Below are 7,645 nucleotides of genomic sequence, written 5' to 3'. Positions count from 1 at the left end.
CGCCAAACCCGCCGTTGCGGTGGCGCCGCGTCGATGGGCGCTTTATAGGGGCACCCCCCCAGAACTGTCAACGCCCTTTTTCAGAAAAATGACAGGTTCACGACCTTGTTGATAAACCCGTCGCAAAAGGGAATAAACACTTACCTTTCAATTGGTTAGTCTTGCTGTCCCAGTTTTCCGCCGGCCCCATTGCTCCTCCCCGGCCGGTGATTTTCCCTTCTCGCCGGCCGGCCGCGCCGGCCCTCAAAACCGGGCCGAAAGCCGGCAGATCCAGCATCCGCAGGCCCCCGCGCCCCCGGGGCGTCAATGGTCGGAGAGCACCACCTCCTCGTTCCATTCGCCCTCGACCTCTTTGACGATCGCCTGGCCGCAGATCACCCGTCCCTTCACCGGGTCGAAGGTCAGGGTCGGGTCGCCCTGCAACTGCCAGCCCTTGTTGAGCGCGGCCGAAACGCGCTTGCAGAAGGCCTGGTCGTCCGGTCCGGTGAGATAGCGATAGAGCTTCATGGACATCTCTTCCTCAGTTCCGCTGTTCAGTTCCGCCGGTCGATCGCATCGGCGAGTGCCACCGTCTTGCGGGCGATGTCGGCATGCATGCGCTCCACCATCCGTCCCTCGACCTGCACGACACCCTTGCCGGCATGCTCCGGCCGGTCGAACAGCGCGATCAGCGCCCGCGCTGCCTCCACCTCTTCCTGCCGGGGCGAGAAGGCGGCATTGCAGGGGCCGATCTGGTCCGGGTGGATCAGCGTCTTGCCGTCGAACCCCATATCGGCGGCTTCCCGGCATTCGCGCGCAAAGCCGTCGACGTCGCGAAAATCGTTCCACACCGCATCGAGCACGCCGACCCCGCCGGCGCGGGCCGCCAGCACGCAGTGGGAGAGCCAGCTCGCCATCGGCGCGCGCCCGGGCACGATGCGGGCGCCGGTTTCCTTGGAGAGATCATTGGTGCCGAGCGCCAGCACGGCGAGCCGGCTCCCCGGGTTCTTCGCCGCCAGCGCAATGTCGAGCGCCCGCAGCACCGCGATCGGCGTCTCGATCATCGCCCACACCCGCAGCGAAGGTGCCGCGCCCAGCGCCTCCAGCGCGCGGCCCACCAGCAGCAGCGTCTCGGGGTCGTCCACCTTGGGCAGCAGCACCGCGTCGGGACCCTCCTCCTTCGCGCTGGCGGCGGCGATCATGGCGAGGTCCTGCGTGAACCAGGGTGTGTCGACACCATTGGTCCGCACCACCACCTCGCGCGGGGCGAAGCCGCCCTCGCCAAGGGTCGTCGCCACGCGCTCCCGGGCCTGCGCCTTGGCATCGGGCGCCACCGCGTCCTCGAGGTCGATGACAATGGCGTCGGCGGGCAGGCTGCGGGCCTTCTCCAGCGCGCGCGGGTTCGAGCCCGGCATGAACAGCACGCTGCGGCGCGGACGGACGGGTGTGGACATGATTCGCTCGGCTCATTGGCAGGAAAGAGCGAAGAGCCTATCCCGCTCACTGGCGGGCTGCCAATCGGGCGCCGGTGCCCGGTCGCGCCGCCTTACGGGTCAAGGCCATGGACGAGACTTACGACGTGCTCATTGTCGGCGGCGCCATCATGGGTGCCGCCTCCGCCTATTTCCTCACCCTTGATCCCGCCTTTCGCGGCCGCGTCGCCGTGGTCGAGCGCGACCCCAGTTTCGCGCAGGCGTCCACCGCCCTGTCGGCCGCTTCGCTGCGCCAGCAATTCTCGATTCCCGAAAATATCCGCATGTCGCTGTTCGGGCTGGAATTCCTCCGCAGCGCGAAGGAGCGGTTCGGAGCGGACACCGATCTCGCCTTTCACGAGGGCGGCTATCTCATCCTCGCCTCGGCCGCCGGCCTGCCGATCCTCGCCGCCAATCACCGCACGCAGCAGGCCGAGGGCGCCGACATCGCCCTGCTCGATCCTGCCGCGCTGAAGGCCGCCTTCCCCTGGCTGAATGTGGACGATCTCGCTGCCGGCGCGTTTGGTCGCTCGGGAGAGGGCTGGTTCGATGCGCACGCTTTGCTCGCTTGCCTGCGCAGCGCGGCGAAGGCGCAGGGAGCGCATTTCATCACCGGCGAGGTGGTGGGGCTCACCCGCGAGGGTTCCCGCATCACCGGCGCGACGCTGGCGGATGGGCGCCGGCTCGGCTGCGGCGCGCTGGTTAATGCCGCCGGGCCGCAGGCGGGGCGCGTGGCGGCGATGGCCGGCATTCCCCTGCCGGTGGAGGGAAAGAAGCGCTGCGTCTTCGTGGTGCATTGCCGTACGCCGATCGCGAAGCTGCCGCTGTTGGTCGACCCTTCCGGCTTCTATATCCGCCCCGAAGGCGCCTACCAGATCTGCGGCGCGCCGCCGGCGGAAGACAACGACCCCGACGCGGCCGGCGATTTCGAGGTCGATTGGTCGGTGTTCGAGGAAACCATCTGGCCGAACCTCGCCCACCGTATCCCGGCGATGGAGGAACTCAAGGTCGTGCGCGCCTGGGCCGGGCATTACGAGATGAACCTGCTCGACCACAACGCGGTGATCGGCCCGCACCCGGAAGTGGCGAATTTCTACTTCATGAACGGCTTTTCCGGTCACGGCCTGCAGCAGGCCCCCGCCGCCGGCCGCGCCATCACCGAATGGCTGGTGCATGGCCGCTCGCTGTCGCTCGATCTCGACGTGTTCTCCTATGAGCGCATCGCGAGCGGCCGCCCGCATGCGGAACTGAACATTATTTGAGGGGGTGGGGGCGGGGCAGCCTCCAGTCCCATCGGGGCTATCGTCATCCCGGACGGCCGCAGGCCGATCCGGGATCGTGTGCCAGCGCATCGAACGGCCGGGATGACGGGGCGGAGAGAGGTGTGCCCGGGGCACGAGGCGGCCGGTTTCACGACGCGGGCGGCATGGTTTTCCCTGGGTCCCGGATCGTCGCCGCGCTGCGTGCGGCTTGTCCGGGGAACACGCCGCGCAACGCTGGGGAATGAGCGCCCCGTTTCCCGGACGCCTGCAGCGCCAGCGGGGGGCGATACGGGACCCAGCGCAAGACTCCTCGGCGGATGTCTCTTACCCGAATGTCTCCGGCTGACGCGTTTGCGAGCACGTCGTCGCCACAAATGGCTCCAAACGCCCGCCCGAAAAATCCACGCCGCCGAGCGCCGCGCTCCTAATTACACGTCATTTTTGTGCATTTATTCCTTTTGTACGTTCTAAATTGGTGTGATATACGAATACCCCGACTACCCACAGGGATTAGCCGACATGGCCGCGCCGCAGCAGCAGAAACTGAAGGTCAATGGCCCCGTCGCCGTCACCGCCAACCGTCTAACCGACGGCGCCGTGGTGTGGCGCACGAAGGCCGGCGGCTGGTCGGTCGAGCTGGCGGACGCCGCTGTCGTGACCACCGCCGATGCCGCCCTCGCTTTGCTCGCGGAAGCCGGAAAGCGTGATCTCGATGCCGTCGGCCCCTATGTGGCGCCGGTGCTGGTGGGCACGGATGGCGCGCTCGCCCCGGGCAATCTGCGCGAACGCATCCGCGTCGCAGGCCCGACTTTTGAACTGCCCCATTGAAGACGCACAAGGCCCGCCCCGCCCATGTATGCCTATGATGAATTCGACCGCGCCTTTCTGGCCGAACGTGTCGCCGAGTTCCGCGACCAGGTCGGCCGCCGCCTGTCGGGCGCGCTCTCGGAGGACGAGTTCAAGCCGCTCCGGCTGATGAACGGCGTCTATCTCCAGTTGCACGCCTATATGCTGCGCATCGCCATTCCCTATGGCACGCTGAGCGCCGCGCAGTTGCGCCGCATGGCGCATGTCGCGCGGGTCTATGATCGCGGTTACGGCCATTTCACCACCCGGCAGAACATCCAGTTCAACTGGATCAAGCTCGACGAGCTTCCCGAGGCGATGGCCGCGCTGGCCGAGGTTGGCGTCCACGGCATCCAGACCTCGGGCAACTGCATCCGCAACGTCACCACCGACCAGTGGGCCGCCGCGACGCCGGAAGAATGCGACGACCCGCGCATCTGGGCGGAAATCCTGCGGCAATATTCGACCCTGCACCCGGAATTCACCTACCTCCCGCGCAAGTTCAAGATCGCTGTCACCGCTGCTGGTCACGACCGTGCGGCGATCAAGGTGCACGATGTCGGCCTGCGCCTGCACCGCAATGAGGCCGGTGAGCTCGGCTTCGAGGTGCTGGTCGGCGGCGGTCTCGGCCGCACGCCTTTTGTTGGCAAGTCGATCCGACCGTTCCTGCCGGCACGCGAACTGCTCAGTTACATCGAAGCCATCATGCGCGTGTACAACCAGTACGGGCGCCGCGACAACATCTACAAGGCGCGCATCAAGATCCTCGTCCACGAGATCGGCGCCGAGGAATTCTCCAAGGCGGTCGAGGCCGAATGGGCGGCGATCCGCGACGGGGCGCTGCACCTCACCGACGAGGCCATCGCCGATATCCGCGACCGCTTCATCTATCCCGCCTTCGAGACGCTGGAGAACGAGCCGGCCGAACTCATCGAGGCGCTGGCCGACCCGCGCTTCGCCACCTGGCACCGCAATTCGGTGCACACCCACAAGGTGCCCGGGCACGCCATCGTCACCATTTCGCTGAAGCCCGTCGGCGCTCCTCCCGGCGACGCCACGGCGGACCAGATGGACGTCGTCGCCGACCTCGCCGAGCGTTACGCCTTCAGCGAAATCCGCGTCGGACACGAGCAGAACCTGTGCCTGCCGCACGTAGCGCAGCGCGATCTGCCGGCGCTGTGGGCCGCGCTTGACGCCGCCGGCCTCGCCACGCCGAACGTCAACCTCGTCAACGACATCATCTCCTGCCCGGGACTGGATTACTGCGCGCTGGCCAATACCCGCGCCATTCCGGTGGCGCAGGAGATCGCCAAGCGCTTCGCCGATCTCGACCGCGCCCGCGGCGTTGGCCGGCTCCACATCAATATCTCCGGCTGCATCAATGCCTGCGGCCACCACCATGTCGGCCATATCGGCATTCTCGGCGTGGAGAAGAACGGCCAGGAATTCTTCCAGATCACCCTGGGCGGGCGTGCCGACGAGCACGCCCAGCTCGGCACGCTGCTGGGGCCGGCAGTGTCCTATGAGCAGGTGCCCGGCCTCGTGGAAGACGTGGTCGACACCTATATGGAGCTGCGCGCCGGGCCGCATGAACTCTTCATCGACACCGTCGCCCGCCTCGGCGTCGAGCCCTTCAAGGAGCGCGTTTATGCCGCTCATTGAAAAGGGTGAGATCGTCGCCGACGCCTATGTCCGCGTGGCGGATGACGAGGCGCTGCCGGAAGGCGCGCCGGTGCTCATCGGCATCGACCGCTTGCTCTCGGAGGCCGAGGCGCTGAAGGGCCGGCAGGCTCCGGTCGGAATCATCTGGCCGAACAACCGCCCGATCGCCGAAATCGAACCGTATTTGCCCCAACTGGCGCTTATCGCGCTGAACTTCCCCTCCTTCCGCGACGGGCGCGCCTACAGCCAGGCGCGGCTGCTGCGCGAGCGGCTCGGCTGGACCGGCCCGCTGCGCGCTATCGGCAATGTGCTGCGCGACCAGTTCCTGCTGATGGAGCGCTCCGGCTTCGACCAGATCGAGGCGGTGAAGCCCGCCGATGCCGAGGCCTTCGACGAGGCGACCCACCGCTACACCGTGTTCTACCAGCCGGCCACCGATGCGCGCCCGAGCCTGCTGCGCCAGCGCCTCGGCCGCACCATTGCGGGAATACGTTCATGAGCTTCCAGCGCCCCGGCCTCGATTTCACTCCCGCCACGCCCTGCACGGATGAAGTGGGCGGGCTCGCCTGCGCGCTGGTCGATGCCGGCCCGGTCGAGATTATCGAGGCCGCGCTGCGCACGGTCGGGGCCGGCCGGCTCTGCCTGGTGTCGTCCTTCGGCACGGAATCGGCCGTGCTGCTGGCCTATGCGGCAGAGGTCGACCGCTCGATCCCGGTGGTGTTTCTCGACACTGGCTGGCTGTTCGAGGAAACGCTGGCCTATCGCGACATGCTCACCGCCCGCCTCGGCCTCACCGATGTGCGCAGCCTCCAGCCGGACGCGGCGCGGGTGGCCGCGCTCGATGGCGGGCGCGACCTTTGGTTCACCGACCCCGACACCTGCTGCCGCATCCGCAAGGTGGAGCCTCTCGCGCGGGCGCTGGACGGTTTCGACGGCTGGTTGAACGGGCGCAAGCGCTATCAGGGCGGCCTGCGCGCCTCCATTCCGGTGGTGGAGCGCGACGGCGTGCGCCTCAAGTTCAACCCGCTCGCCAATCTCGACCGCGCGGGCGTGGAAGCCGCGCACAAGGCGTTCGCCCTGCCGGACCATCCGCTGGTGGCGAAGGGCTTCGCCTCGGTGGGCTGCATGCCCTGCACCAGCCGCGCCGCCGAGGGCGAGGATTCCCGCGCCGGCCGCTGGCGTGGCAAGGCCAAGACCGAGTGCGGCATCCACACCCTGCTGAACACCGTCGGGAACTGAGCCGGCCCGTTCCCCTGGCTCAAGCCATGGCAAGCGGCCACGGGCGCAGGCCTGCCCTCGCCCCGCGCAAACGCCGGGCGAGGGGGTTACGTCGCTCAGGCGGCAGCGACGGCCTGGGAGGCCTTCGCGGCGGAGGCATCCACCAGCGCCTGCCAGCCGAGCTGCGAGGCGAGATGCAGCACGACGAGGTCGGTCCAGCCTTCGGCATGGAACCTCGCCACCACCTCCGCCGGCAGCGCGCGGAAAGCCGCCTCGTCCACCATGCGGAAACCGTTGACGGTCGCTTCGGGGGGCGGCGCGGCGGCGGAATCCCTCCTGGCGTGATAGTTGATCCGCACCGAACGATCGACCAGCAGCTTGTGGTCCAGCAGCGCCTTGCCGAAGGCGGCGATCCGCACGGCCTCTAGCCGATAGCTCTCGCAGAACGCCATCGCCGCCTGGCTCGTCGCCGTCGGCCGGCCGGCCGTGTCGAAGAACGCGTCCACATCCTCCCCCGACGCCCCGTTGACGACGCGCGGAGAAGCGCTGTCCACCGCCAGCATCGGCGCCCCGCCGCTCGCATTGGTCATGGGCACGAAGGGGTAGCGGCGCACATAGCCGGGCACATAAGTTCCCGCCCGCCACTGGCCCTCGCCATCGACGAACAGGTTGCGCCCGGCCGCCACGCCGAGCACCGCGAGCGGGGTAGCGGCGGCGTCGGGCGCAAAGACGATGGGGTAGTGACGGCTCGCCGGAGCGAATTCGCTGGCCACCAGCGGCACCACGGCGGTGTCGGCGGCGAAGCGGAAATCGTGCGCCCGGCGCAGCCCGAACGTGCCGTGTTCCTGGCTGCGCAGCAGCATCGGGTTCCGGTAGAAAAGCGGCAGGGTGGCAGCGGTACTGGGTGGCATCGGGGTTTCCTCACGTCACAATCGTTTATGGGCCGGGCATCCGGCGGGCGGCGAGGGCATCAGCCGGCACGATACGCCCGCCAGGGCGCCCCCGCGAGGCGAATGGCACACCATCGGGCGGGCGGGGCGCGACGTGCCCAGGCACCGCTAGGCTTGGCGGATGAAAACCCTCGGTAGCTGAAAGGCTCAATAGCTGAAACGACGGCGGAATTGAACCGTGATGTCGCCCCGCCGAATGAGGATCGCAACGGTCTTGTCGATACCGGCGACGAGGCGGCGGTCAGGTTCCGGCCGA

General features: G+C 68.0%; 8 protein-coding genes. 5 read left to right on the top strand and 3 right to left on the bottom strand.

Going from position 1 to position 7,645, the window contains the following annotated elements; translation table 11 throughout:
* Positions 1-303: 303 nt before the first annotated feature.
* Positions 304-507, bottom strand: a complete 204-nt coding sequence (locus EV667_RS18555; RefSeq protein ID WP_131836807.1) for a DUF1737 domain-containing protein — start codon at positions 505-507, stop codon at positions 304-306.
* Positions 508-533: 26 nt separating this feature from the next.
* Entirely contained in the window at positions 534-1,433 is a 900-nt protein-coding gene (locus EV667_RS18550) for an HpcH/HpaI aldolase/citrate lyase family protein (RefSeq protein ID WP_131836806.1), read from the bottom strand.
* 107 nt (positions 1,434-1,540) lie between these two features.
* On the opposite strand from EV667_RS18550, the gene EV667_RS18545 reads away from it, so the two are divergent.
* The 5 genes from EV667_RS18545 (at position 1,541) to EV667_RS18525 (ending at position 6,460) form a co-directional block, all read left to right on the top strand.
* Positions 1,541-2,713 (top strand): NAD(P)/FAD-dependent oxidoreductase, encoded by a 1,173-nt coding sequence (locus EV667_RS18545; RefSeq protein WP_131836805.1) that lies wholly within the window; start codon positions 1,541-1,543, stop codon positions 2,711-2,713.
* A 519-nt stretch (positions 2,714-3,232) separates the two neighbouring features.
* Positions 3,233-3,541 (top strand): DUF2849 domain-containing protein, encoded by a 309-nt coding sequence (locus tag EV667_RS18540; RefSeq protein ID WP_131836804.1) that lies wholly within the window; start codon positions 3,233-3,235, stop codon positions 3,539-3,541.
* Positions 3,542-3,565: 24 nt separating this feature from the next.
* Complete coding sequence (locus EV667_RS18535) at positions 3,566-5,221, top strand: nitrite/sulfite reductase (protein ID WP_131836803.1); 1,656 nt, start codon at positions 3,566-3,568, stop codon at positions 5,219-5,221.
* Positions 5,208-5,720, top strand: a complete 513-nt coding sequence (locus EV667_RS18530; RefSeq protein WP_131836802.1) for a DUF934 domain-containing protein — start codon at positions 5,208-5,210, stop codon at positions 5,718-5,720. Before EV667_RS18535 ends, EV667_RS18530 begins: the two co-directional genes overlap by 14 nt.
* A complete protein-coding gene (locus EV667_RS18525; protein ID WP_131836801.1) occupies positions 5,717-6,460 on the top strand; it encodes a phosphoadenylyl-sulfate reductase in 744 nt (247 codons plus the stop codon). The genes EV667_RS18530 and EV667_RS18525 overlap by 4 nt, the downstream gene beginning before the upstream one ends.
* A 95-nt stretch (positions 6,461-6,555) precedes the next feature.
* Here EV667_RS18525 and EV667_RS18520 read toward each other — a convergent pair whose 3' ends face one another.
* Positions 6,556-7,350, bottom strand: a complete 795-nt coding sequence (locus tag EV667_RS18520) for a SapC family protein (RefSeq protein ID WP_131836800.1) — start codon at positions 7,348-7,350, stop codon at positions 6,556-6,558.
* Positions 7,351-7,645: the final 295 nt, after the last annotated feature.

The sequence above is a fragment of the Ancylobacter aquaticus genome (assembly GCF_004339465.1).
Taxonomy (GTDB): Bacteria; Pseudomonadota; Alphaproteobacteria; order Rhizobiales; family Xanthobacteraceae; genus Ancylobacter; species Ancylobacter aquaticus.
Note: the sequence above shows the minus strand (reverse complement) of the source record. Positions and strands in the feature narration are given on the sequence as shown.